This window comes from Pelosinus fermentans JBW45, assembly GCF_000271665.2.
Taxonomy (GTDB): Bacteria; Bacillota; Negativicutes; order DSM-13327; family DSM-13327; genus Pelosinus; species Pelosinus baikalensis.
The window spans coordinates 3862381-3888112 of record NZ_CP010978.1 but is presented as its reverse complement, the minus strand read 5'-3'; the positions used below and the strand labels follow the sequence as shown (position 1 = coordinate 3888112).

Annotated in this window: 19 protein-coding genes; 10 read left to right on the top strand and 9 right to left on the bottom strand. The window is 38.8% G+C overall.

The window, feature by feature from the left end:
• Position 1 precedes the first annotated feature (1 nt).
• The 4 genes from JBW_RS17255 to upp all read right to left on the bottom strand — a co-directional run bounded on the left by JBW_RS17255 (position 2) and on the right by upp (position 4047).
• Positions 2 to 865: a 2-oxoacid:ferredoxin oxidoreductase subunit beta gene (locus tag JBW_RS17255; RefSeq protein ID WP_007956016.1), complete on the bottom strand. Its 864-nt coding sequence runs from the start codon at positions 863 to 865 to the stop codon at positions 2 to 4.
• Positions 865 to 2622: a 2-oxoacid:acceptor oxidoreductase subunit alpha gene (locus JBW_RS17250; RefSeq protein ID WP_007956012.1), complete on the bottom strand. Its 1758-nt coding sequence runs from the start codon at positions 2620 to 2622 to the stop codon at positions 865 to 867. Before JBW_RS17250 ends, JBW_RS17255 begins: the two co-directional genes overlap by 1 nt.
• A 338-nt stretch (positions 2623 to 2960) precedes the next feature.
• Positions 2961 to 3203, bottom strand: a complete 243-nt coding sequence (locus JBW_RS17245) for a hypothetical protein (RefSeq protein WP_036680902.1) — start codon at positions 3201 to 3203, stop codon at positions 2961 to 2963.
• 217 nt (positions 3204 to 3420) lie between these two features.
• Complete coding sequence (upp, locus tag JBW_RS17240; RefSeq protein WP_007956009.1) at positions 3421 to 4047, bottom strand: uracil phosphoribosyltransferase; 627 nt, start codon at positions 4045 to 4047, stop codon at positions 3421 to 3423.
• 167 nt (positions 4048 to 4214) lie between these two features.
• On the opposite strand from upp, the gene splB reads away from it, so the two are divergent.
• A complete protein-coding gene (splB, locus tag JBW_RS17235) occupies positions 4215 to 5243 on the top strand; it encodes a spore photoproduct lyase (protein WP_007956007.1) in 1029 nt (342 codons plus the stop codon).
• A 60-nt stretch (positions 5244 to 5303) separates the two neighbouring features.
• Here splB and JBW_RS17230 read toward each other — a convergent pair whose 3' ends face one another.
• Together JBW_RS17230 and JBW_RS17225 are read right to left on the bottom strand one after the other, a co-directional pair.
• Entirely contained in the window at positions 5304 to 6689 is a 1386-nt protein-coding gene (locus JBW_RS17230; RefSeq protein WP_007956005.1) for a PhoH family protein, read from the bottom strand.
• 254 nt (positions 6690 to 6943) lie between these two features.
• Positions 6944 to 8719 (bottom strand): ATP-binding protein, encoded by a 1776-nt coding sequence (locus JBW_RS17225; RefSeq protein ID WP_007956003.1) that lies wholly within the window; start codon positions 8717 to 8719, stop codon positions 6944 to 6946.
• Between the two features lie 184 nt (positions 8720 to 8903).
• On the opposite strand from JBW_RS17225, the gene JBW_RS17220 reads away from it, so the two are divergent.
• From JBW_RS17220 to JBW_RS17210, 3 genes are all read left to right on the top strand, one after another.
• Positions 8904 to 10709 carry a GGDEF domain-containing protein gene (locus JBW_RS17220; RefSeq protein WP_007955996.1) on the top strand — a complete coding sequence of 602 codons (1806 nt, stop codon included), beginning with the start codon at positions 8904 to 8906 and terminating at the stop codon, positions 10707 to 10709.
• Between the two features lie 100 nt (positions 10710 to 10809).
• Positions 10810 to 11673, top strand: coding sequence for a phosphate ABC transporter substrate-binding protein (locus JBW_RS17215; RefSeq protein WP_007955991.1), 864 nt, complete (start codon positions 10810 to 10812; stop codon positions 11671 to 11673).
• A 310-nt stretch (positions 11674 to 11983) separates the two neighbouring features.
• Entirely contained in the window at positions 11984 to 13972 is a 1989-nt protein-coding gene (locus JBW_RS17210; RefSeq protein ID WP_235333919.1) for a methyl-accepting chemotaxis protein, read from the top strand.
• 185 nt (positions 13973 to 14157) lie between these two features.
• Here the strand turns inward: JBW_RS17210 and JBW_RS17205 are convergent, their stop codons facing one another.
• Complete coding sequence (locus JBW_RS17205; protein WP_007955988.1) at positions 14158 to 15393, bottom strand: aspartate kinase; 1236 nt, start codon at positions 15391 to 15393, stop codon at positions 14158 to 14160.
• Positions 15394 to 15625: 232 nt separating this feature from the next.
• On the opposite strand from JBW_RS17205, the gene JBW_RS17200 reads away from it, so the two are divergent.
• Positions 15626 to 16231 carry an acetate uptake transporter gene (locus tag JBW_RS17200; protein WP_007955987.1) on the top strand — a complete coding sequence of 202 codons (606 nt, stop codon included), beginning with the start codon at positions 15626 to 15628 and terminating at the stop codon, positions 16229 to 16231.
• Positions 16232 to 16550: 319 nt separating this feature from the next.
• The gene (fliB, locus tag JBW_RS17195; protein ID WP_235333917.1) at positions 16551 to 17504 is read left to right on the top strand and encodes a flagellin lysine-N-methylase; all 954 of its coding nucleotides are present in this window, start codon (positions 16551 to 16553) and stop codon (positions 17502 to 17504) included.
• A 197-nt stretch (positions 17505 to 17701) separates the two neighbouring features.
• Here fliB and JBW_RS17190 read toward each other — a convergent pair whose 3' ends face one another.
• Complete coding sequence (locus JBW_RS17190) at positions 17702 to 18934, bottom strand: 6-phosphofructokinase (RefSeq protein WP_007955985.1); 1233 nt, start codon at positions 18932 to 18934, stop codon at positions 17702 to 17704.
• Between the two features lie 436 nt (positions 18935 to 19370).
• Here JBW_RS17190 and JBW_RS17185 point away from each other — a divergent pair, with 436 nt between their 5' ends.
• Positions 19371 to 20669 (top strand): NCS2 family permease, encoded by a 1299-nt coding sequence (locus tag JBW_RS17185; protein WP_007955984.1) that lies wholly within the window; start codon positions 19371 to 19373, stop codon positions 20667 to 20669.
• A 208-nt stretch (positions 20670 to 20877) separates the two neighbouring features.
• Here the strand turns inward: JBW_RS17185 and JBW_RS17180 are convergent, their stop codons facing one another.
• Positions 20878 to 21585, bottom strand: coding sequence for a Crp/Fnr family transcriptional regulator (locus tag JBW_RS17180; protein WP_007955983.1), 708 nt, complete (start codon positions 21583 to 21585; stop codon positions 20878 to 20880).
• A 200-nt stretch (positions 21586 to 21785) separates the two neighbouring features.
• On the opposite strand from JBW_RS17180, the gene JBW_RS17175 reads away from it, so the two are divergent.
• From JBW_RS17175 to JBW_RS17165, 3 genes are all read left to right on the top strand, one after another.
• Positions 21786 to 22565 (top strand): SDR family NAD(P)-dependent oxidoreductase, encoded by a 780-nt coding sequence (locus JBW_RS17175; RefSeq protein ID WP_007955982.1) that lies wholly within the window; start codon positions 21786 to 21788, stop codon positions 22563 to 22565.
• A gap of 304 nt (positions 22566 to 22869) precedes the next feature.
• Positions 22870 to 24168 (top strand): NCS2 family permease, encoded by a 1299-nt coding sequence (locus JBW_RS17170; protein WP_007955981.1) that lies wholly within the window; start codon positions 22870 to 22872, stop codon positions 24166 to 24168.
• 194 nt (positions 24169 to 24362) lie between these two features.
• The gene (locus tag JBW_RS17165; RefSeq protein WP_007955980.1) at positions 24363 to 25706 is read left to right on the top strand and encodes a DEAD/DEAH box helicase; all 1344 of its coding nucleotides are present in this window, start codon (positions 24363 to 24365) and stop codon (positions 25704 to 25706) included.
• Positions 25707 to 25732 lie beyond the last annotated feature (26 nt).

Below are 25732 nucleotides of genomic sequence, written 5' to 3'. Positions count from 1 at the left end.
ATTAATAGAGCTCCTTCATGAGTCCTGTTATATCTACATTGTCAATCTTCTGTTGCATCAGGGATTGCTCAGACAATTGGGGCAGAGATTCATGATAGGTAGGACGTATTGTACGATAATATAAGCCTATAGGGATTTGTTCGCCCCATAAGCCAGCAAAAAACAGAGCTTTGTCTAGGCTGGTGGGGTCATAGCCTTCCATATTATCAATGACTTTAACACGCTGTTGATACCATGGGTACGTATTTACATGGTTAAAAGTAACACAAGGCTGGAGAATATCAACTACGGCAAATCCTGGATGTTTAATAGCCTCAGCCATGAGAGAAATCAACTGAGCGCTATTGCCGACAAAGCCTCGTGCCACAAAGGTAGCTCCTGCATTTAATGCCATTTTTACTATATTAATAGGCTGTTCCACATTGCCAAGGGGGGCAGGGGTAAACTTCGTGACGGCTCCTAAATCACTAGTAGGTGAGGTTTGTCCTTTGGTTAAACCGTAAATCTGGTTATTATGAATAAAGTAGGTAATATCCAAATTGCGTCTTGCCGTATGGATAAAATGCCCCATTCCGAGCCCCATTCCATCTCCATCGCCGCCTTCGGCAATTACAGTCAGATTGTGGTTAGCTAATTTGACTCCTGTGGCTACAGGCAGAGAACGACCGTGTAAGGTTTCAATGCGATAGGTATTCACATATTGACTGATTTTACTGGCGCAGCCAATTCCTGTGGCTAGTACCGTTTGTTCTAAATCCAAGTTAAGGGAAGTCAGGGCTTTTTTTAGTGCATTGATGATGCCATAATTGCCACAGCCAGCACACCAAGTGGGAACATAGGATAGATTAATATCATGAGCACTCATTAGAGAAGCACCTCCTTGATCTTTGCAAGAATTTCTGAAGGCACAAAAGCACGAGAGTTATATTTGAAGAAGGAATGGTTCGCTTTGTACCCCGTATGAGCGGCAAGAATGCCGCCAAGCTGCCCTGTCTTATTGCCTTCAATGAGGAGGGTCTTCTTGGCTTTTTGCAGAATTGGTTCAACAGCGGTAGCTGGAAATGGAGAAATATAGAGAACCTGCAAAAAGTTTACGCAAATTCCTTCGATTGCTGCTTGCTCCATGGCTTCTAAGATGGCTCCTTTCGTTGAGCCCCAGGCAATAATCGTTACATCAGCTTCAGATGGGCCATAAAATTTAATAGCAGGTATGTCTTTCTCCATAGAGGGTAATTTATTATATAATTTATCCATACTCTCTTTTGTTACAGTTGGTTCGTTAAGGGCGTATTCCTTATTTCCCGAACTATAAAAACCGTCCTCACCATGAGTATAACTAGTAGCAATATGGCGGCCGCCGACTTGCCCCGGAAAGGCCCTTGTTGAAATGCCATCAGGGGTATTTTGATAACGCAAATAAGGTTCTTGGCGATCTACGTTTTCTTCAAACCGTTTGCCGCGGTCAATTGTTAAATGACCAGTAGCAAAGAGGGGATGAGAAACAGAGGAATCAGCCAAATATTTATCAGTTAAAATAATGCATGGTACTTGGTATTTATCTGCGAGATTAAAAACCCGAAATGTTTCATAAAAACATTCTTCGATATCTCCGGGAGCTAAGACAATCCGTGGGAATTCTCCTTGAGAGGCATAGACGACAAAATTTAAGTCAGCCTGTGCGGTTCGCGTTGGCAGCCCAGTACTAGGACCACCTCTTTGGGCATTGACCATAACCACGGGCACTTCGGCCATCGCAGCAAAACCTAAGGCTTCTACCATTAAGGCAAAGCCGCCGCCGCTAGTAGAACCAATGGAACGTACCCCCGTGAAGGAAGCGCCAATGAGCATATTAATAGCGGCAATTTCATCTTCGGCCTGCTTAAAAACTAGACCATAGTCTCTGCCATGATCAGCTAAATAGCTTAAAACGCTTGAGCCTGGTGTCATGGGATAACCAGCGGAAAATTTGCAGCCTGCTTGAATCGCTGCAATGGAAATAGCCTCATTGCCGTTAATTAGAATCTTGGGTTCCGCGTGTTTATGAAAAGTGAAGGGAAAGACGTTCTGGGAAGGTAAGGATGATACGATATGTTCATATACTTCTTCTAAAATTTTAATGTTTTCCTGTTGTATTTTAGCATTGTGGAATTCATTTTTTATTACATCAATGACCACATTCTTAGGATAGCCTGTAAGAGCACAAAAACTTCCTAACATGGCACTGTTGATCATGATCTTAGCTCCGCCTTTAGGAACGAAACTTGTTAAAGAAACAGGATACAGTAAAGTACCCTCAGGGACTTTGCTTTCATCCACTTGGGTAGTCGCAGGATCATATAGTACAATAGCCCCCGGATTCAGCTTATCCGCATAATAATCAAAGCCTTGTTGGGAAAAGAGCCCTAAAAAATCAAGGGTTTCTTCATAAGATGAAAGGGATTGATCAGCCAGACGTACCAGACAAGAATTGAGCCCACCCTGAATCAGGGAAGGGTATTCATTTACTAAGAAAGACCACAAACCATTACGATTTGCTCCTTTGGCAATGATAGAACCAGCACTCATGACTCCGTAGCCAGCCTCACCAGCAAAGAGGCAAGTATAATATCGTTTCTTCATCATATTATCCCCCTGGGTATTATTTGCCTTTATATGACAATTACTTCGTGAAAGTTAGACGAAACCCTTTATAAAAGCGACAAAATAATAAGAAAAACGCTGCGCGTCCTTTAAAACATAATAAAGTAAACCGAACCACAGAGGCGCAGAGCACACAGAGAAAAGATAATTAGAGTTAAAAACCTCTGTGCTCTTAAGCGAACTCTGTGTCCTCTGTGTTCAACATTCCCTTAAACTTATAAATTCTAGTTCTATAAAAAAGAGAAATAGAGTCAGTGTTTCCTTTTTGTTTCAAGGAAACACTGACTCTATTTCTCCTATATGAAGGACTATATTCGATTTTAGTATAGCTCACCCTTGAGTCGTGCAGTTTCTGCTTGTTGCTCTAAGTAATACCATCGTATAGATTTCCCGATAATGCAGCGCATAGCATCAATTTTTCCTTCTTTGGCCAATTTTCTCATTTTATCGAGATCAAAGCCATTGTAGGAAAAATAGCTCGCCGAGATAAAACCGCGATTTTTCAACTTCTTGCGATATTGACTCACATCTCTACTGTCTAATTCAACTTGCCAAATCGCCATACTGTATCCCAGCCTTTCGGTTTCATTATTTTTTAAGTCCATTATACACCTTTTTCAAAAAAAATGTGTTATTTATATGTAAATTTAATGAAAATTTTATTGGTAATTTTTATTAATAGTACAGATTGTTTTTCTTGATGAGACGATGATAATAAAAAAAAGGTATACAGCCTTGTCCATTTAGACAAAAACTGCACACCATAAATTGCTGTAAAGATCACTTGGTACCAAAGATTCGATCGCCGGCATCTCCTAAACCTGGGACAATGTAGCCGTGATCATTTAATTTTTCATCAATCGCAGCTACGAAAATATCTACGTCAGGATGGGAGTTATTAATTAATTGTATGCCTTCTGGTGAGGCAACTAGACACATGCACTTAATGTTTTTAGCACCTTTTCTTTTGAGGATGTCAATTGAAGCAGCTAAAGAGTTGCCTGTTGCAAGCATGGGATCAATTAGAATAAAGTCTCTTTCTGCTACATCGCTTGGTAATTTACAGTAGTACTCTACTGGCATTAGGGTTTGGGGATCACGGTATAAGCCGATATGGCCCACTTTAACAGCAGGAATAAGTCTGACAACACCATTGGTCATACCTAAGCCAGCCCGCAAAATGGGAACAATACCTAATTTTTTACCTGATAGCATTTTGCAAGTACATTTTGCAACAGGAGTCTCGATTTCTACATCTTCTAAGGGGAGATCACGAGTGATTTCAAAAGCCATTAACATTGAGATCTCTTCTAATAATTCACGAAATTCTTTGGTTCCTGTATGTATATTGCGTATTAGGGATAATTTGTGCTGAATTAGCGGATGATCAATCACTTTAGCATTCATATTCTTATCAACTACCTTTCTCAATCTATTGAATAATTTACAACAAAATACTTAAAAAAGCAACCTAACAGAGGCTTTTATTTTATTTTTCGAGAGATTTGCATAGAATTTGTCCGATTATGTTCACACTAAGAGAAGATAATTAGGAAATTGATAGGGGGAGTATGATGAGTCATCAATTTATTCCCAAAAGAGCGTTTTTCGAGCCCAAAGCACTCGAATATCCCATTGGACAACAGGTGTTTGAACAGTTACAAGAAATGAAGGTACCTATAACGCTAACTGGATCTCATAATCGAATTACGGGTATACCGGGAGATACTCCGCAGCAAGCCTATCAAGAAGCTAAGAACACCTTAGTCGTAGGTATTAGAAAGAGTCTAGATTTTGCAGGATGTAAGCCATCGGCTCACTACCAGCTGCCGTTGACCACTAGCTGTTCGAGTATGTGTGAATATTGTTATCTTGCTACTACTTTAGGGAAGAAGCCTTATTTAAGGGTGTATGTGAATGTGAATGAAATATTGGAACAGGCTAGTCGTTACATCAGGGCGAGAGCACCGGAAATCACCTGGTTTGAAGGTGCAGCTACTTCAGATCCAATTCCTACAGAATATTTGACAGGGCTTTTATATAACACTATTGAATTTTTTGGCAGACAGCCATTCGGCAGATTTCGCTTTGTTACCAAGCATGATCGGGTGGATTCTTTATTAACGGCTAAACATAATGGACATACCCGCTTTCGCTTTAGCATCAATGCAGCATCAATTATTGACCAGTATGAGCATAAAACGCCGACTTTAATCCAAAGAGTAGAGGCCGCTGCTAAAGTAGCAGAGAAGGGATATCCTGTTGGTTTTATTATTGCCCCTATTTTTTATTATCCTGGCTGGAAAGAAGAGTATTTACAATTACTACAGGAATTAGATAAACAGCTTCCGAAAAAGGATCGTAGTGATATAACTTTTGAGTTAATCGCTCATCGCTTCACTAAAAGAGCTAAAAATAACATTCTTGATATATTTCCGGAAACGAAATTACCTATGAAAGAAGAGGAACGTAAATTTAAGTACGGGCAGTTTGGTTATGGAAAATATATATATCAAAAAGAAACGATGGATGAAATGAAAAAGGATATGCATAAAGGAATACATACGTATTTTCCTCATGCCGCCATCGAGTACTTTGTATGAAGCAAAAAATAGGCTTGTACAAAAAATGTACGAGCCTATTTTATATAATGCAATAAAAGATTACAGTCTCATAGCCGCTTCTGCTGCCAAGGGAGATCTCTCGCATTCTTCAGGCAGCATGGTTACCTGAAAGCATAGTTTAGATCCAATCATTTTTTCGCTGGCATAGCTTAAGCCGTTGGACTGGCTGTCTAACAGTGGATTATCAATTTGGGCTGGATCACCAATGAGTATGATTTTAGTACCCAGGCCAGGACGGGTTAATACAGCCTTTGCTTGGCGTGGGGTAGCATTTTGCATTTCGTCAAAAATAACCCAATACTTTTGCAGTGAGCGACCTCTTTGATAGGCCAATGCTTCGGTTTGAATAACACGCTTTTCAAATAGCATATTAACCGTATCTTCCGTTTGCAGTACATCTTTATCTTCCATGGGTGTGTTACCTGACATTAATGTAAATAAATTATCCTTTATCGCACGCATGTAAGGTTCGATTTTTTCGGCTTCTGTGCCAGGTAGGAAACCAATTCCTTCATCTAACATTGAATTTGGACGACAGATTAGAATGTGGTGATACTCTCTTGGACGACATTCCATATAGTTGTAAAGTCCGACTGCTAAGGCATAAAAGGTTTTAGCAGTTCCAGAAATACCTTTTAAAATGACTAAAGGTGCTTCTTCAGCACTCATCATAAGGCATTCTTGCATGAAAATTTGCCCCACATTGCGGGGCGTAACTCCAAAAGGATTACGATTTTGGTATTGTAAGTGAACGACCTTTTTTCCATCAAAACGGCCTAATGCGGTATGACGATCATTATCCGTTGACCTTATTAGCAAGAATTGGTTGGTAACTAAGACTGCAGGAATTAATATACCTGCCAGATCGTCAAAAACATAAAGAGTATCAGGATCAATATAATGATTTGTACTTTCGTGGAAGCGATTGATTACTTCACTAGAAGTATAGGCAATTATACGTCCCGTGTATTGCTGGTCTATATCTGAAACTTTATCATTACGAAAGTCTTCGGCTTGAATGTTTAAAATGGAAGATTTAACACGCATATTCGTATCGCGGCTCACTAAAATAGTTTGGTGACCGCTTTCTGCCAGTCCCTTGCAAACTTGCAATATACGATTATCGGCTTTATCGCCTTCCCAGTGAAGCGGCATGGCAGTGGCAGTATGATTAGATTCTAAGATGAGAATTCCACCACTGTTATTGATGGGGACTCCTTTTAGTAAATTGCCTTGTGTACGCAGACTATCGATAATGCGACTGACACTACGACTGTTGGTGCCACGTTCTGTTGATTCCTTTTTAAACTTATCCAGTTCTTCAATCACGACTTCAGGAATTACAATAGTATGCTCATTAAAAGCGTATAGGGCATTTGGAGAGTGTAATAGAACATTAGTGTCTAAGACATAATATTTCTTCAACGTAATCCCCCTTTATTGAGAAAAGTATTCTCGTTCTCATTATAAGGTTTACAATTTAACATTGCGTTAGGAATTCATTAATAATAGATTAAATTTTTGCTAAGCAAAACGTTACGTGCTAAAAGATAAACGAACCGCAGAGGCGCAGAGAACACAGAGAAGAAATACATAGAGGGCTTAGAAAATACCCCTCCGTGCTCTCTGTGGCTCTCTGTGTCCTCTGTGTTTAACGTTCTATATTTTGTGCAATTGTTTCAGGCGAGTGGTAAGCGAATGGTAAAGGTTGTGCCGATGTTGACGGAGCTTTTTACCTCAATCTTGCCGCCATGCATTTCAACAATAAATTTTACAATCGCTAGTCCTAAGCCTGTGCCGCCAGCATTACGAGATCGCGCCCGGTCAACTCGATAAAAACGATCAAAGATCAATGGTACATCAGTAGCTGGAATACCGATACCCGTATCTTCAACGATGAGTATCGCTTCATGGCCTTCCTGAAGACAAGTTAACAGTACTTTGCCTAGAGGCGGTGTATATTTGATGCTATTATCCAAGAGATTAATCAAAATCTGCTTTAACCAGTCAGGGTTAGCCATAACAATAGGATCAGCATTTGCCTGAATGTCTACAGTAATATTTTTTTCTTCTGCATTGGTTCTAAGATCATCTTTTACAGCGTAGAGAAGGGGCGTTACATGAGTTGCTTTTAGCTTGACTTGCTGCCGATATTCATGAGAATTTAATTTTGCCAATTGTAAGAGCTCGTTCACCAAGCGCTGCATTCTTTCCGCTTCCGTATGGATAATTGTAAGAAATTTAGAGCTCAGCTTGCTATCTTCTAAGGCGCCATCTAATAATGTTTCTGCAAATCCTTTGATTGTCGTAAGTGGTGTTGCCAGCTCATGAGAAGCATTAGCGACAAAATCAGATTGACGATCATGCATATCCTGCAGAGCGGTAATATCGTGAAATACACTTAATATACTAGTAATCTCATTCTCGGTAGCGGTAATCGGGGCAATAAATATTTGAAATACTCTTATGCTGCTATGAATATTGGTTTTGAGATAGATCAGCATACTTTTTCCTTGCTTCGCAGCTTGCTGTACCCCGCGATCAAGTTGGCTATAACCAAGAACTTGCATATTATGTTGATTGAGCATAGCATCTTTAATGTCAAAAATATCTCTGGCCATTTTATTGGCTGTGGTTATTTTTCCATATCGGTCAAGGAGGATGACAGCATTGTCCATATGCTGTAAGATGAGATCTAATTTTTGTGTTTCAGCAATGGTTTCGTTGATTTTATCATCTAAATTTGAGGTTAGGTTATTAAGAGTGTGAGCTAGTAGCTCTAGTTCATCGCCAGTTCGTACATGGAGGCGGCGGTCTAAATTACCATTTGCAATATCACAGGCAGCAGCGGTGATTTCTTCCAAAGGAGCAGTATATTTTCTGGCTAACCAAATACTGAGCAGAATGGCTAAGAAAGAGGTTAATAAGATGGCAATAAGAAGTGTGGACTTAATTTGATTAAATCCAGCGTCAATGGCCGCCAAAGTACTGGAGATGCGAACGGAACCTACAATCTCGTTGTCATTTCGTATGGGAATGGCTACGTATAACATGTTTTGCCCTAAGGTACTACTATAGCGAATGGATGATCCTTCATGCCCGGTAAGTGAAGAAGCTATTTCTGGCCGTTGCAGATGATTTTCCATAGTGGCTGGATTTTCCCAAGAATCAGCAAGTACATCGCCAGTATGATTAATGACGGTAACACGCAAATCTGTTTTAGTGGCCAATTCTTTGATGCGTTGGTCAATTCGGGATTTTTCATTGGGACCTGCCATATAGGTTTCTAAAAAATGTTCGGTAACATGAGCATGGGTTAATAAGCTGGAGGTTAAAATTTCCAAATTATGCTGATAGAAATACCAAAGAAGATAGCCGCTTAACACTGGCATGGTAAATAAGATTAATAAGAGGTAGCTAATGGTCAATCTTAGTTTTATACCCCATTTAAACATAATTGCCTCCTGACGAATGTATTCTAGAAAAATCATACAATAAAAGAGATAGGTTGACTATGAAAAAAAAATAATAAAACCCCAAATTTAACATAAAAATAACCATCGCATAACATAAACGAAGCTCCAGTTCTTTACTATTAAGTATAGAAATAAGATCATTTGAATATGGAGGAACACTGTTATGCCAGCTGTGCTAAGCAATCAGCTAGTCCGACAACGCCAATACACACAATGGGGAGAGAGTGGTTACAGTGAATTGGAGAAAATTCTAAATAACAAAGACATTAAGGCTGTTTTTCAACCAATTGTTTCTCTTTTGGATGGAAATGTTGTTGGCTATGAGGCTTTGAGTCGTGGACCACAAGGTTCAGCTTTGGAGCGGCCAGATGATTTGTTTGCAGCTGCAGAGAAGTTTAATAAATTGTGGGAGTTAGAGTTTCTTTGCAGAAGTAAAGCTTTGGCCAGGGTTAAGGAATTACCCAAAGATATGATGTTGTTTATTAATGTTGATCCTAACATTATAAACGATGAGCGTTTTCAAAAGGGTGCCACACTGGAAATGGTAGCAGCTCAGGATTTTGATCTGAGTAATATTATTTTTGAAATTACGGAAAAAAATTCTATCGCTGATTACAAAAACTTTCGCAAGGTTCTAGATCATTATACCAGCCAAGGGTATAAAATTGCCATTGATGATACTGGAGCAGGGTATTCAGGCTTACGGCTGTTAGCAGAGACAAGACCGCAGTTTATAAAGATTGATATGGATTTGGTACGGAATATTGATAAAGATGCTTTAAAACAGGCATTAATAAAGGCATTTTATGAATTTTCCGTTGTAATGAATATGAAAATTATTGCAGAAGGTATTGAAACGATTGACGAATTGAATACTTTAATTCAAATTGGTATACCCTATGGTCAAGGGTATCTGCTGCAAAGACCGGCTGCGGAGTTCTTAACGATTCATTCTTTGGTGAAAGAAAATATCATATTAAAAAACAAGCAGAAGAAACAAGAGGCCTTTCATTCTCCTTTGACTATGCCTATTGGAGAAATTAGCAGGCGCGATCCAGGCTTTCCAGAAGGAATTACTGGCAGTCAGGTCCTGGAATATTTTAATGAAAATCCTCATCTTATGGGCATTACCTTGCTTCAAGGAGAGGTGCCAGTGGGATTGTTAATGAAGAATAAATTTCTAGTGCATTTGGCGACTCAATATGGAGTCGCTGTCTATATGAAGCGATCCGTGGGGTCGCTGATGGACAATCATGCATTAATAGTGGATTATGATATGCCCTTAGAGCAAGTATCAAAATTGGCAGTTGCCAGATATGAAGATAGTCTGTATGACTATATCGTGGTGACTCAATATGGAAAATATTATGGGATCACTACAGTACGGCAGTTATTGGAGAAAACGACTCAGTTAGAAATCAATCGGGCTAAACATAGCAATCCCTTAAGTGGTTTGCCAGGGAATATTTTGATTGAAGAAAAACTGCAGCAGATTATTGAATCAAAAGAGCCTTATTCTGTATTATACTTTGATTTGGATAATTTTAAAGCATACAATGATACTTATGGTTTTGACAACGGTGATAAAATCCTATGTATGACGGCCCAGCTAATTCAGTTGCAATTAAAAAGTGCTAACATTGCAGAATTCTTTGTAGGACATATCGGTGGTGATGATTTCATTGCCATTGTACATGGCGTTGATGTTGTACCCTTATGCCAGACAATCATTGATTATTTTGATGTTCGCATTAGAGGTTTTTATACAGAACAGGATCAAAAGGTGGAATATATTGTTGCCAAGAATCGACATGGAATAGAAGAAGAATACCCCATGGTTTCCTTATCCATCGCGGTAGTGACAAGTCGTGAATGCAAATTCAAAACGCCGGCTGATTTAGGTGAAGCCGCTGGTGCAGTGAAAAAGAAGTGTAAATTAGTTTGGCGGAGTTGCTACTGCATTGATTGAGTATATAAGCGATTTAACATAAACGTAACAATGTCTTAACACATTTCGGTTCATATTGTCTTACAATTTAACTATAGTAAATTTTACAGGGGGTCTTCAAATGAAATTAGTAAAAAAATCTAAAATACTTGTAGCGGCGATGTCTTTAATGTTAGGTGTTAGCCTGGTAGCTGGCTGTGGCGGTACAAAAGAAGCAGCTCCTAAGGCGGCTGCGGATGTACAAGGAACAGTAACTGCATCTGGTTCGACAGCGTTGCTTCCTTTATTAAAACCTGGACAGGAAGAATTTCAAAAGAAATATGATAAAGTAACGGTGAATATCGCAGGCGGCGGCTCTTTTACCGGACAAAATCAAGTTGCTGCAGGGTCTGTTAATATTGGTAATTCTGATGTTGCCCTGCAAGACAACTTAAAGGATAAAGGACTTGTTGAGCACAAATTGGTAGGAATTCCATTTGTATTCATTGTGAATAGTGACGTAGCTGTAGAAAATTTATCCCAACAACAATATGTGGATATTATGACTGGTAAAATTACGAACTGGAAAGATGTAGGCGGTAAAGATCAAAAAATTACGTTAGTTCATCGTGCAAAGTCATCAGGATCTCGTGCAACGATTGCCCAAGTAGTACTTAAAAATGCTGATTTCACTGATAATGCTGTTATTCAAGATTCAAATGGTGCTGTAAGATCTGCGATTGCAAGCACTCCTGGTGCCATTGGTTATGTAGATGCTGCTTATGTGGATCAAAGTGTAAAAGGCTTGTCTTACAATGGTGTGAAATATTCCATTGAGAACGTTGTTAACGGCAGCTACCCTGTATATACCTTTGGTCGTATGTTTACTAAAGGGGAACCTACTGGTGCAGTAAAAGCCTTTATTGACTATGTAACTAGCAAAGAGTTCCAAGAAACATATGCTGAGAAAAATGGATTTGTACCTGTTACAAAATTAAAAAAATAAGCTGGCGGATAAATATGAATAAACAGAAAAGGTCATGTACATATCATGACCTTTTCTGTTTAATTGGTAAGAAGTTATTGTATGAGCATAACATTTATTACATGTATAGTAATAATGTTTGGGGGAAAGCAGCATGCTAAAAAAACTGGTGAGTTTTATAAAGAATATAAAAATTAGGTTTATGCCTAATTTCAAAAGTAATCCGATTATATGCTTAAGAGAATTGAAGCAGTACAGAAAAAAGCTACCTAAATTCTCCGGAAAGAGTAATTATAGGATACATTTTTTAAGGCTTTTCAAGCTGGATCTTTTGCGTAATTTTACCTTCAAAATATCTTGGTCATCTCTTGCAACCCAGGCAACCATTACCATGGCTCTTATCTGTGTTATGCCCTTAAGTATCATTGGCTGGTATTTCACGAATCAGACAATGGAAAGCCTAACTCAGGCTGCAATTGATAAAAATAATAAAGTTGTTGACCGAATCGCTAGCGATATTGGTGCCAATATTCAATCTAAAAAGAATTTTTTAATGGTAACCAGTTCCACGAGCAGCATTCGCGGAATGCAAAAAGAAGGATTGGAGAATTATCTTACCCAGGTTAAGCCTTATTATGGTGGTAATGAGGCTCTTTTTGTGGCTCGTACCGATGGAAATCAAATTTTTCGTACGGATAATAAAGCATTAGTAAATATTATGGATCGGGATTATTTTCAGAAGGCATTGCAAGGAACTGTAAATTTTTCAGACCCAGTACATAGTAAGGTAACCAATGAAATGACGATTATTGCGTCAGTTCCTATTGTAGGAGCAGATAATAAAGTGCAGGGGATACTGGGAGCTAATTTATCTATGCAGAATGTAAATAATCTGGTGGAGCAGATATTATCGCAAAATCCAGGCTATTCCATTACAATTCTGAATAAGAATCGAGTACCAATCTTTTATCAAAGTGATTCATCGGCGGTTACAGAGTCCAAACAATTAGATGAAGAGTATTATAAAGAGGCTGTGGAAAAGCAGTCCGGTAATACTATGGGAATATTTCGGAATCAAGACTATTTTATTTCCTATCGCCCCATTGCGAATACGGATTGGATTGCTATTTCCACCTATCCCAAAAAAGAGGCACTGCAGTCGGCATTTGATATGGTAGAAAATAGCACCAAGATTATCTTTTTGATGATTATGATTTTACTGATTAGTGGTTTGTTTGTGATTCGTCGGTCCCTTGCTCCCTTGCAAGAATTAGCGGAAGGGGCAGATATTGTAGCCCAGGGGGATTTAACCCACACGATGGGGCATTATCGACACGATGAATTAGGGCATGTTGCGATGGCTTTTAATAGTATGACTCTTAGTTTGCGAAATATTGTACAGTCTGTAAAACAATCCTCTGCTCTTGTATTAGAGTCCACCAATACGGTTGCTGCTACTTCGGAGCAATCACGCGTCGGAAGTATTCAGGTGTCCCAGTCTGTCGCGGATATTGCTGAAAAAATTGGACATCAGGGCAAAGATACGAAGACGACTGAGGAACTGTTGCAAAAACTAGTGAATATTAGTGTGAATGTCTCAGAAAGTATTCAGCAGACGGCAGCTTCTACTAATGAATGCTCAACAGCGTCTGCTCAAGGGCAGCAGGTCATCAATGAGACGGTAGTTAAGATGCAAAATATCAAAAGCCTTGTTGCCGATACAGCTAAAACAGTTGAGGTACTGGGAGAAAGTACGAAAGAAATTGGCACAATTACCGGTGTAATTACCGAAATCGCAAAACAGACGAACTTACTGGCTTTGAATGCGGCGATTGAAGCTGCCCGGGCAGGAGAAGCAGGTCGAGGCTTTGCGGTAGTGGCAGACGAGGTACGTAAGTTAGCCGAGCAATCTGCAAAAGCTACCAAAAATATATCAGCAATTATTAATCGAATTCAGTCAGAAAGTAGTGGCGCCTTCACTGCGATGCAGCAAAGTTTTGCTAATGTAGAGCAGGGGGTTGAAATTGCTCAAACCAGCGGCGCTGCATTTGAAAAAATTGTTGCAGGGATCGGTCATGTGCAAGAACAGGCGAATACCATTATTGTAGAAACAGAGAATCAAGTTCATCTATGTCGGGAGGCAATGCAGGCTGTTGCTAATATTAGTACCTTGGCAGCTCATAATACTAGTGGTGCTCAGGAAATTGCCGCAGTATGCGAACAGCAGGCTGCTTCCGCTCAAGATATTACCTCTTCTACGGAAAAATTGCAGGAGATGTCATACAAACTAGAAAACCTGGTGATGCAGTTTAAAGTATAAATTGGAAGGAAAAGAAAAGAGCGACGGAACGCAGAGGCGCAGAGAACACAGAGAGGGATTTTTCAATCCTACCTTCTCTGTATTCCCTGCGCCTCTGCGGTTAATTTATTTTAACACGAAAATAAAACCCTTTGTGTCCTTTGCGTCTTTGTGGTTCGATTCATTTTGTTAGTATTTTTCTTGTATTATTCAGGATTGTTAGGAAAGAAACGGGCATGAATTGCGTTTACGGCTTCTTTTACGCGATCAGCTTGAATGATGCAGGAGATGCTGATTTCTGAGGTGCTAATGACCTCGATATTTACTTCAGCATCAGATAAAGCGCCGAACATATTGGCAGCAATGCCGGGGCTGCCGAGCATTCCTGCGCCGACGATTGATACCTTGGCGACCTTATCATCAATGAGAATTCCAAGAACCTGCATTTCTTTGCCTAACTCTTCGACTATTTTCTTCGTTTGAGGCAAATCAGGTTGTGCAATGGTGAAGATCATATCGATAATATCTTTGTCCGTATTACGTATACTTTGCACAATCATATCCACATCAATATTTGCTTTTGCTAGGGTTGAAAAGATTTTAAAAGCAATACCTGGACGATTTGGTACACCCAATATTCCAATTTTGGCGACATTGGTGTCATGAGCGACCCCTTTAATGATAAATTCTTTTTCTTCCATTGTACATACCTCCCTGATAAAAGTACCCAAATCTTGGGTGAAAGTTGAGCGTACATGAATCGGGATACCATAATATTTACCCATTTCTACAGAGCGAGGCTGCATTACTCCTGCTCCTAGCCTAGCCATTTCCAGCATCTCATCACAGGTTATTTCTTTCATACGACGAGCATCTTGTACAACCCTTGGATCAGCAGAATAGATACCGTCAACATCAGTGAAAATTTCACAAACATCAGCCTTTAGCGCTCCTGCTAAAGCAACAGCGGAAGTATCGGAACCACCCCGTCCTAAGGTCAGAATATCTCCTTCAGCATTCGACCCTTGAAAACCGGCGACAACAACAATATTTCCTTTGTCTAATTGCTCTAATACCCTTACTGGATTGACATTGTTAATTTTACCTTTTGTATAAGCACTATTCGTTTTAATGCCGGCTTGGGGGCCTGTCAATGATATGGCTGGATGCCCCAATTTATTGAAGGTCATTGCCAATAAAGCAATGGTTACCTGCTCGCCAGTGGATAATAACATATCCATTTCGCGAGCGTATGTATATGGTTGTCCAACTAAGGTATTGGCTAGGGTAATTAAATTATCTGTAGTATCTCCCATTGCCGATACTACTACAACCATTTTATCTTCAGAACCTTTTTCGCGTAGAACTCTTTGGGCTACTGCCATAATTTTTTCAGGGGTAGCAACAGAGCTTCCGCCGAATTTTTTTACAATTAGAGCCATTTTCATCCTCCCCACTTCACTTAATACTGTTAATATAATATACTATTCTTCCTAAAGATACAAATAACTTTTTAAGAAGGACATACTTTATAGCAGCATAAAGTACTTATTTTGCCAATTCGAATTTTCTTTCCTTAATAGTATCAAAAATATATGTAATTTTATTTTAGCATATTGACACCAATTTTGGTTATGTGGTAACTTAGCATAGTATAAATTGAAGGAGGTTTTTATGAATAACACGCAACATGTAAAAATCGTAGTAGCAGACCCATCTAGTTTGGGATTATTTGGTTTGGCAATGGTGACTTTTGTCGCGTCAACCCAGAAACTTGGAATTACAACCGGTTTATCTTTCGTGATTCCATGGGCTATATTTCTGGGGGCTTTTGCACAATTAATGGCAGCTTCTCTGGATTTTAAGCACAATAATATTTTTGGAGCAACTGCTTTTGCTGGGTATGCTTTCTTCTGGTTTTCCGTTGCAGCGTGCTGGTTAATAAAGCTAGGCGTTTTCGGACAAGCTCTCATGAATGGCATTGATATGGGACAGCTTGGTTTTGGATTTATTGGTTATTTAATTTTTTCCCTGTTTATGACGATTGGTTCGATGGAAACCAATAAGGTATTATTTATTATCTTTGTATTAATTGATGTTTTATTAGCAATGTTAGCATTAGATGCCTTTGGCGCTGCTCATTGGGCGCATGCTGTGGCTGGTTATACGGAGCTTGCGATATCCTTGTTTTCTTTCTATGGTTCCGCTGCAGTCGTATTAAATCATCATTTTGGCAGAGCTTTTTTACCTACAGGTAAACCTTTTGGGATTTTTAAATAAGTAATCCTATATATTTATTATTAAGGGTCATCAGTTACAGCACATAACTTGTTGCAACTGACGGCCCTTTTCTATAGAATTTATAAGTTTTGTAGGTGGAAGAATATAGGATGTTATGAACCGCAAAGGCACAATGCCGCTGACGCGGCACACAAAGGAGTGCCCTTTGCGTCTTTGTGGTTCCTTTTTATGTTTTAAAAGAATGCGAGATATTTTTCTTATGATTATTCAGCAGACATAGCAGGAATTTGTTGGAGTATCAAGAAGAAATACACTCATAATCATAATCGTAGGATGGAGCTGTAGGATGTATATCTATATGGATATTATAAATGAGTTTTCTTGTGAAATGTGTGGGCAATGCTGCCAGAATGATTGGCAGGTAACCATGGACGAGGAAAGTTATAATCGGAATTATCAGCTATTTTTGAAAAATGGGAAGGAAGAGGAATTTTCAAAGATTTTTATTCCTATTGCTGGGAAGCAGAAGTTAGGTGAATATGCTTACATTCGTAAAAAGTCCAAGGGTGGATGCTGGTTTTTGGAGGAGAATCATCTTTGCCGATTACAAGAAGAGGCTGGGCATAGCCATTTGGATACAGTCTGTCAGACTTTTCCACGCTATCCGATGAATACTTCTCGCGGGAGAGAGTTGACTTTAAGCTTTAGCTGTCCTGCGGTAGTCAAATTAGCTAGTCGAGTTAGGCCTTTAGAAATCATTCGCTCCCTAAAGGAACCCATCATCGTGCATGCAAATCAGGAAGTTGTTCATGTATATCCTGAACAGCGATTTTCTTATCATCCTTTGCGCTATTATTTTGAGTTGGAGCATCATTTTATCGATTTACTGCAGTATAGAATGATAACAATTGATGAACGTATTCAACGATTAAAAGAAACAATTGAGAAAATTCTTCATTTGCCGCAAGATGATACTTTTAGCCAGAAATTAAATGAAATTATTTATGCTAATTATGATTCTTTAGATCAAAAAGATGATGTTATGGAACCAGTCAATTATTGTACACCTGACATCTTAATTGAAAATTTCTTTATGAATTTTGTTTTCAAAAAGCCATTTTATCTGTATGGTCTACAGTCAGGGATGCAGCTTTTGGATAGTATGTGGAAACAAATTAAAAACACAAGAACAAGTGATCCAACTATATCAACAGAAATGGAACGTATTTCTACTGTGATTATGAACCTGGAATTTCAATATAGTCATAATCGCAGTGTTTTATTAAATCCGGTTTTTTTTCCAAACCTTTGACGGCAGAACAAGAAACGAAATTGCAAGAACTAAATGAAGCGATAAGTTATTCTTAAGTTTAGAGAAAAATTCTTCTATAAAATGTCACAAAAAAATCTCCATTCTTCTAGAAATTAGATGAATGGAGATCCTTATTTTATAGGTGGAAAAAGAAATAACCCCTTTGTGTCCTTTGCGTCTTTGTGGTTCGATCCGTTTTATGTTTTTAAAGTATTTTCTTTTAAAATCTTAGGCACTTTGGGGGCTTTTAATCGATTAGTTGAGGGAAGATTGGAGCCTAGGAGTGGTCGAAGATAATCCTTGAAGGCGTTAGTTACATGATTTCCTGCAGCATTGATAAAATCGTCCGGCATATGTTTGGTTTTACCTGCCAGCTCTGCAAGAGGAGTCATTCTATATTCTACAACATAATCTCCGACTCGATGAATCGTCACAGAACCATCGCAGCTATTCGATAAAGCAAATTGTACTGCATTTTCACCAGCTTCTCTTGCTTCTTTCTGATCTACATCAGAAACACAGCCAAGGAAACAACGTTGAATGTAGCCAAAGGTATCACTGCGCACTCTGGATATCTTTAGCTTTTCTTTTACTGCCTGTGTGAGCAAGTCTCCTAAGGCTCCCGTGCCAGACATCGTTACATTACCATGAGCATCTTTTTCGATATCTCTTAATAGACTTACTATAATGGGGGAGCCAGATGGATCTTTGATACCTTCTGATACGGATACTACACAATAACCATGTTGCAGATATACTTTTTGCACATCTGCAACGAAATGTTCAATAATAAACGGGCGTTCTGGTAAATAAATTAAATGAGGGCCATCATCAGGAAAATTTTGGGCAGCAGCAGCTGATGCCGTTAAAAATCCGGAATTTCTTCCCATTACGATACCGATATACACTCCCGATAATGCTCTCATGTCAAGATTAATTCCTGAAAATGCCTGCATAACAAAACGGGCAGCTGAGCTATAGCCTGGTGTATGGTCATTGACCAATAAATCGTTATCAATGGTTTTAGGAATATGAATGGCGCGGAACTCATAATTGTCTAATTTAGCCTGTTCACTTACAATATGTACGGTATCGGCAGAATCATTGCCGCCAATGTAAAAGAAGTAACGGATATCGTGAGCTTTTAATACTTTGAAAATTGATTTACAATAATTTTCATCAGGCTTAACGCGAGTCGAAAATAAGGCAGATGATGGTGTGTGCGCCACTTGCTCTAGGTTATGAGAAGTTTCTTGGGTTAAATCAATAAACTCTTCATTGATGATGCCTTCTACGCCTCTAAGAGCACCATAGATTTTAGTAATTTGATCATGTTTTCGCGCCTCGTCGATCACTCCTGCCATGCTTTGATTAATAACGGCAGTAGGACCTCCTCCTTGTGCAATTAGTGCCTTGCCAATCAGTCTCATAATAGCCTCCTATATCCATATTTAATATGTCATATTAGTAATGATGAAGCAAACACTCGTATATCTAATCATATTCATAAGATGTGAGTTTTATCAATACAAAATATACATAATATGAAATACCAAAAGCTGATTACCAGTATTTGTTGTACTAGTGCTCTAAGAGAATACCCATTTTAAAGGGAGATTCTAAGAGCAGCTAGGTCAGGGAATAAAAACTCTAAAAATCTATATTCTTCAACAAATGCAAATGTCCTGCTGATAAAGGCTATCATCACTGAAATAACGCCTTTGTTTTGGCAAAGAGATTACTATTGGTAGAATTCACGAGAATACGTAACAATAAGGAGAATAAATGCTAATTTCGGTGTATACATAATACGGTAATCTATGTTATAATGTCGCCTTACGTAGATATAATTTAGAGGTGTTGTAAATGGAATCATTATTTAAACTGCGAGAACGAGGGACAAGTATATCCACGGAAGTTTTGGCAGGAATAACAACTTTTTTAACATTAGCATATTCGGTTATTGTTATTCCTTCCGTTTTAAGTTTGACTGGTATGGACTTTAATGGTGTTTTTATGGCAGTTATTTTAAGTAGTGTAATTGGTACGTTGATTATGGGGTTATTTGCTAATTACCCCATTGTGATTGGGCCTGGACTTGGGCTGAATGCTTATTTTGCCTTTAGTGTAGTAAAGGGTGGGGGATATTCCTGGGAAGTGGCACTTGGGGCTGTTTTTATATCGGGAATTATGTTTTTATTAGTATCTCTTACCAAATTTCGCTCCATTTTGATTGATGCCATTCCCGCAAGTTTAAAACACGCTATTACCGCAGGTATTGGTTTTTTTGTCTGTTTTATTGGTTTGCAAAGTGCAAAAATTGTTGTTGATTCTCCTGCTACTTTAGTCACTCTTGGCAAACTGTCTGAGCCTATTGCTTTATTGACGGTTATTGGCTTGGTTGTATCTTTAGTATTACTTACTTATCGCGTAAAGGCAGCGTTGTTTATTGGCATGTTAGTAACAGCAGCCGCTGCTTATTTCATGGGTTTTATGTCCTTGCCGTTTCAGTTTGTGGTGATGCCTAGCGGCCTAGAGCATACATTACTGAAATTGGATGTACAGGGAGTCTTAGATTCTGGTCTTTATTCTGTAATTTTCACTTTCTTTTTGATTACTTTATTTGATACAACGGGTACACTACTGGGGATGGCGGAGCAAGCCGGGCTTCTTGTAAATGGAAAGTTTCCAAATGCGAGAGGTGCTTTTTTGGCTGATGCTGCAGGGACAGTTGCTGGTGCTGTGCTAGGAACAAGTCCCACTGCTACCTGTATTGAGTCGAGCGCAGGTGTAGCAGTAGGAGGGCGCAGTGGTTTAACCGCTGTTGTTGTAGCGGGTTTGTTCTTAGTAACATTATTTTTCTCGCCTGTTGCTAAAATGTTGTCGAGCGTTCCAGCTGTTACGGCGCCAGCTCTTATTATTGTTGGTTTCTTTATGATGAATGGCTTACGTGATATTGATTGGCAAAACATTGAAGAAGCTTTTCCAGCTTTTCTCGTTGTGGCGTCCATGCCATTAACCTATAGTATCGCCACCGGTATTGGTATTGGCTTTATTGTATATCCTCTATTGAAATTAATGAGAGGTAAGGGACGTGAGGTTCATCCCATTTTATATTTATTCATGGTACTGTTCTTTATACAAATTGGACTTTTAAATCATTAAAAAATAGCCAAGCTATCTCCGATGCATTATTGATAGCTTGGCTGTTTTTATTAATAGCTTAAAAAGTAAACTGCAAAGAAATAAATTTAACCACAGAGGCGCAGAGAACACAGAGGGAGTACTTTTTATCTTTTCTCTGTGTTCTCTGCGCCTCTGCGGTTCATTCCTTCGTTTTATATGTTTTAAAGGGTGTAGTAAATGACAAGTGTTAATTATCCAGTGTAGAATGATGCCTTAGTTTATCGAGAATTAGCAGTTGTTTGGGGCTGATGATTGTTATGAAACCTTCTGTTTGTAGTTTGGATAACTTACGGCTTAATGTTTCTCTTGTAGTGCCGAATAAGTTAGCCAGTTCATGTCTTGGCAAGTTAATGGTGAGTCGGATACCTTGAGGTGTGACAACCCCTTCTTTTTCTCCCATAATGAGCAGCCAAGTAATCAGGCGCTGTTCGATGGTTTGTAAGGTAAGATTGCTGATGAATTTTTCTGCATAAACGAGTCTTTCGGTCAATGCTTGCATAATACGGGTTGAAATCTCTGGATTTTGGTGCATAATCATTTTTAAATCATCACGAGACAGAAGACAAATTCCAGTATCATCTAATGTTTCTGCATTTAGAAAATAGTGTTGTTCGTCCATAAATAAAGCGAGTTCACCAAAAAAATCACCAGGTTCTAATAGACGCACGATTTGCTGTCGCCCATCTTCTGACATTTCATAGACTTTTACCCGACCAAAGCGCACAATATAAAGATGCTTAGCAAGATCTCCCTTCGTAAAAAGAATTTTACCCTTTTCATAGCTTTTCTTCTTGATCAAGGTATTAATTTTTTGTAATTCCGTAAGATGCAGCATCTTGAAAATAGGAACAATACTCGCGCAGATATGTTCTTGAGAATTTGTACATGTATCCATAGTCATACCTCAATTATTTAATCTTTTTACTTATATTATAACGTGAATGATTCATAGTAAAAAGTTTATTTTCAGAATCGATTGTATCACGTTTGATCTTTATTTCACTTTTTGGGGTATGGCAGGAAATTAAGTAATTATGTAGAAAGATAACCAACAAGGTAGAGGTAATGATATATAGGTAGAAGGAGATTTGTCGAATGAAAACATTGAAAAATAAAATTGTCTTTATTAGTGGTGCCAGCGGTGGTATCGGCAAAGCTTGCGCTGAGTTATTTGCAAAAGCAGGGGCAAAACTAATTATATCTGCAAGAACTGTAGAAAAGGTCCAAGAAGTAGCTAATGAAATAAAAGAGAAGTATCAAACAGAAGTATTGGCGCTGCAATTGGATGTGCAAGATAAAAAGGCTGTCAATGAACTCATCGATACATTACCTTTGGATTGGCAGAAAATTGATATACTCGTCAATAATGCTGGTTTAGCCCGAGGCTTGGACAAACTTCACGCAGGAGATCCAGCAGATTGGGAAGCTATGATTGATACAAATGTAAAAGGATTATTGTATCTTACCAGAAAGATTGTTCCTGAGATGTTAAAACATAATTTAAATGGTCATGTTATTAATATTGGTTCTACTGCAGGGATTATAGCTTATCCTGGGGGAACGGTATATTGTGCTACGAAAGCAGCGGTTAAGTTCATTAGTGATGGACTTAGAATGGATGTCGTAGATACTCCAATACGAGTAACTAATATTCAGCCAGGTATGGTAGAAACTAATTTTAGTGTAATTCGTTTCCATGGCAACCAGCAGCAAGCAGATAATGTATATGATGGTATTGAGCCATTAGTAGCAGAAGATATTGCTGATATTGTTGTTTATGCAGCCAGTGCACCAGCTCATGTACAAATATGCGAGGTAACCGTCACTCCTACCCATCAGGCAACAGGCGGTATTGTACATAAAGAGAAAAAATAAAAAAGACTAGGGTCACGATGACTGTAGTCATCAGATCCGTTTGTTTGTAAGGTAACCACTTAGATATAAGCGTCTAAATGGTTATCTTTTTTTATAGTCTAGCAAGTAGGAGTTTTTAAGTGCGAAAAATATAATATGTTATGAACCACAAAGGCGCAATTAGTTTTATTTTCTTTAGGGGCGTCAGCATTTTCTTATTCACAAAAATTCTTTGTATACAAGGGTACGTCAATGTGATAAAATAAATTTTGGTCTTTTGGAGAAGATAATGAAAGCAAGAAGATAGAATAGAGGTGTTTCATACGTGGATTCATGGTTTAAATTAGAAGAGCGAGGGACAACGGTATCTACAGAGATAATGGCAGGTATTACGACTTTTTTGACAATGGTATATATCGTTATTGTCAATCCTGCAGTTTTACATATTGCTGGTATGGATTTTGATGGTGTTTTTATGGCTACCATTTTAGCAAGTGCATTGGCTACTTTAATTATGGGGATATTCGCCAACTATCCTATTGCTATAGCACCAGGAATGGGAATGAATGCATACTTTTCTTACAGTGTTGTATTAGCAGGGGGACATTCATGGCAGGTCGCATTAGGAGCAGTATTTCTAACCGGGATTATCTTTTTGCTTCTTTCCTTAACAAAATTTCGTTATATTTTGATTGACTCGATTCCGACAAGTTTAAAACATGCGATTACTGCAGGAATTGGCTTATTTATATCTTTCATTGGATTACAAAATGCGAAAATTGTCATTGCATCGCCCGCGACATTAGTTACTCTAGGAAATTTGGCAGAACCGATTACCTTAATGACAATTATCGGTCTTGTGATCTCCTTGGTATTAATGGTCTATCGTGTGCAGGGAGCCTTATTTGCCGGCATGCTGATTACTTCCGTTATCGCCTATTATAGAGGAATGTTGGTACTGCCAGAAAGTTTATTTATGCTGCCCCATGGTTTAGAGAATACTGCCTGGCAAATGAATGTATCTGGAGTTTTTGAACAAGGACTCTATGCAGTCGTATTTACCTTTTTACTAATTACCTTATTTGATACTACAGGAACGATGCTTGGTGTGGCAGAGCAAGCAGGATTACTAAAGGATGGCAAGTTTCCTCGCGTGCGGGGAGCATTGCTGGCAGATGCTGTTGGCACTACCGTTGGTGCTGCTCTTGGTACAAGTCCTACTTCCGCATATGTTGAGTCAAGTTCAGGAGTTGCTGTAGGCGGACGAACCGGTCTGACGGCTGTAATTACTGCCATCTTGTTATTAATTACTTTGTTTTTTGCTCCTATTGCCAAAATGTTGGCTAGCATTCCTGCTGTTACTGCGCCTGCTTTGATTATTGTCGGTTTCTTTATGATGAGCGGTTTGCGCAGTATTGATTGGAATGATCTGGAGGAAGCTTTTCCCGCCTTTTTGATTGTAATTGCCATGCCTTTGACATATAGTATTGCTACAGGGATTGGTGTTGGCTTTATTGTATATCCTATTTTAAAGGTGCTAAGAGGTAAAGGCAGAACCGTTCACCCGATCTTATATGTATTCGCTATATTGTTCTTTATACAGTTAGGCTTTTTTAGCCATTAGGAAAAAGAGTGTTAGGCCATGAGACTAACACTCTTTTTCTAAAAAGGTATTGTAATATTTCCAGGAAATATAGCGAGGATTTTTTGTGAACAATTAATATTCATGTTTCTAAATACATTGTATCGTATATTTTTGAAATCAGATCTGCTGTTTAGTGAAACATATCGTCTATACGGATAAGAAGAGGTGTTTATATGCAAAAGGATTTTACAGCCCTAGGTATTCGACGGGAAATAGGTGCGATTCTAGCTGAGAATGGTATTACAAAGCCCACAGAAATACAAGTTCAGGCTATTCCTGCGATCATGTCCGGCAAGGATGTTGTTGGGCAGTCTCAGACAGGAACAGGCAAAACATTAGCCTTTATACTGCCGATTTTAGAAAAAATTGAAATCAGCAAACCCATCGTACAAGCATTAATTATTACACCAACCCGGGAATTAGCCCTCCAGATTACCCGAGAAGTGGCAAAGTTAGCTGATCAATTAGGAATACAGGTGTTATCTGTATATGGTGGACAAGATGTGGATCGACAAATTAAGAAGTTAAAAGGCGGCGCCCAAATCGTCATTGGTACTCCAGGGCGATTAATGGATCATCTGCGGCGAGAAACGATTCAGCTTGAAAATGTTACGAAACTCGTTTTGGATGAAGCGGATCAAATGCTGCATATGGGTTTTTTGGAGGATGTGGAGGAATTAGTTCGACAAACTTCGAATAAACGCCAAACTATGCTGTTTTCAGCAACGATGCCTTCTAAAATTCGCGGATTAGCCGACCGTTACATGCGAAAACCATTAGATATACGCATACAAACAAAAAATATTACATTAGATGAAATCAAACAGATTATGGTAGAAGTACCTGAGTCCGAAAAAATTGCCAAGCTAAGTAGTATGATTGATGAATATCGACCCTATTTAGCAATTGTTTTTTGTCATACCAAAAAGCGTGCAATAGCCGTAAATATGGCTCTTAGTCAAAAGGGTTATGAAACAGATGAACTTCATGGAGAATTGTCCCAGCCGAAACGGGAACAGGTTATGAAGCGTTTTCGTGAAGCTAAAATACAAATTCTAGTGGCTACTGATATTGCTGCCAGAGGTCTGGATGTAGAAGGTGTTACTCATATATTTAATTACGATATACCTCATGATGTAGACAGCTACATTCATCGTATCGGACGTACAGGGCGTGCAGGGCAAGCTGGTATGGCCATTACACTGATTGATCCTCACGAGCAGCCTTATGTAAGATTGATCGAGCAAGGTATTCGCGCAGCAATCGAAAAGCATAAAGTCAATGATCAAAAAGTGGTTAGTACCGATAAAAGAAGACTGTTTAATGCAAAAGGTGAAGAGGGAAAAGCAGGAGTAGAAAAAAAAGAGAAAAAAAGAGCCTTCGTTTTTGGAAAAACGGATAAGAAAAAAACGGGAAACCACAGCGGAGCAAATTCAAGAAGCCGCCGCAAGCCAAAAGAGAATGAAAAAGGTGAACAGCAGGTTCAGCCAGGAAGAGAAAAAAGAAAAAATAGATAAAGGTAATCGAAAAAGAGTGGTAATTG

What these genes read in the sequence shown, in the direction of transcription:
- JBW_RS17180 (WP_007955983.1), bottom strand. Translation starts at nt 21,585, where the DNA reads ATGGATACATGTACAAATTCTCAAGAACATATCTGCGCGAGTATTGTT.
- JBW_RS17250 (WP_007956012.1), bottom strand. Translation starts at nt 2,622, where the DNA reads ATGATGAAGAAACGATATTATACTTGCCTCTTTGCTGGTGAGGCTGGC.
- JBW_RS17185 (WP_007955984.1), top strand. Translation starts at nt 19,371, where the DNA reads ATGGAATCATTATTTAAACTGCGAGAACGAGGGACAAGTATATCCACG.
- JBW_RS17205 (WP_007955988.1), bottom strand. Translation starts at nt 15,393, where the DNA reads ATGGCTCTAATTGTAAAAAAATTCGGCGGAAGCTCTGTTGCTACCCCT.
- JBW_RS17245 (WP_036680902.1), bottom strand. Translation starts at nt 3,203, where the DNA reads ATGGCGATTTGGCAAGTTGAATTAGACAGTAGAGATGTGAGTCAATAT.
- splB (WP_007956007.1), top strand. Translation starts at nt 4,215, where the DNA reads ATGAGTCATCAATTTATTCCCAAAAGAGCGTTTTTCGAGCCCAAAGCA.
- upp (WP_007956009.1), bottom strand. Translation starts at nt 4,047, where the DNA reads ATGAATGCTAAAGTGATTGATCATCCGCTAATTCAGCACAAATTATCC.
- JBW_RS17255 (WP_007956016.1), bottom strand. Translation starts at nt 865, where the DNA reads ATGAGTGCTCATGATATTAATCTATCCTATGTTCCCACTTGGTGTGCT.
- JBW_RS17175 (WP_007955982.1), top strand. Translation starts at nt 21,786, where the DNA reads ATGAAAACATTGAAAAATAAAATTGTCTTTATTAGTGGTGCCAGCGGT.
- JBW_RS17220 (WP_007955996.1), top strand. Translation starts at nt 8,904, where the DNA reads ATGCCAGCTGTGCTAAGCAATCAGCTAGTCCGACAACGCCAATACACA.
- JBW_RS17190 (WP_007955985.1), bottom strand. Translation starts at nt 18,934, where the DNA reads ATGAGACTGATTGGCAAGGCACTAATTGCACAAGGAGGAGGTCCTACT.
- JBW_RS17165 (WP_007955980.1), top strand. Translation starts at nt 24,363, where the DNA reads ATGCAAAAGGATTTTACAGCCCTAGGTATTCGACGGGAAATAGGTGCG.
- JBW_RS17225 (WP_007956003.1), bottom strand. Translation starts at nt 8,719, where the DNA reads ATGTTTAAATGGGGTATAAAACTAAGATTGACCATTAGCTACCTCTTA.
- JBW_RS17200 (WP_007955987.1), top strand. Translation starts at nt 15,626, where the DNA reads ATGAATAACACGCAACATGTAAAAATCGTAGTAGCAGACCCATCTAGT.
- JBW_RS17215 (WP_007955991.1), top strand. Translation starts at nt 10,810, where the DNA reads ATGAAATTAGTAAAAAAATCTAAAATACTTGTAGCGGCGATGTCTTTA.
- fliB (WP_235333917.1), top strand. Translation starts at nt 16,551, where the DNA reads ATGGATATTATAAATGAGTTTTCTTGTGAAATGTGTGGGCAATGCTGC.